The organism is Paraburkholderia phenoliruptrix (assembly GCF_019511605.1).
Taxonomy (GTDB): domain Bacteria; phylum Pseudomonadota; class Gammaproteobacteria; order Burkholderiales; family Burkholderiaceae; genus Paraburkholderia; species Paraburkholderia phenoliruptrix_A.
The window spans coordinates 1-236 of sequence record NZ_JAEUAV010000096.1 but is presented as its reverse complement, the minus strand read 5'-3'; the positions used below and the strand labels follow the sequence as shown (position 1 = coordinate 236).

The window sequence follows — 236 nt, the reverse complement described above, 5'->3', positions numbered from 1 at the left end:
ACGTCGGGTTCGTGATCGCGCCCGTCGTCGTGTTGTACGTCGAACCGCCACCCAGCGCTGCAGCCGTCGCCGCTCCTTCGTTATTCACCTTCGCGTCTTCCGACTGCAGCTGGCTCACGTTCACCGCGTCAGTCGCCGCCGAGCCGGCTGCCACGTTCGTGATGCGACGCTCTGCACCCGCCGAGCCCACCGACACTTCGCCGTTCGCCGCCGAAGCAGCACCCGACAGCGTACCG

General features: G+C 67.8%; 1 pseudogene. It reads right to left on the bottom strand.

Features of this window, described 5'->3' with window-relative positions:
• Nucleotides 1–236 (bottom strand): annotated as a pseudogene (locus JNB89_RS30925) (hypothetical protein); the annotation flags it as partial.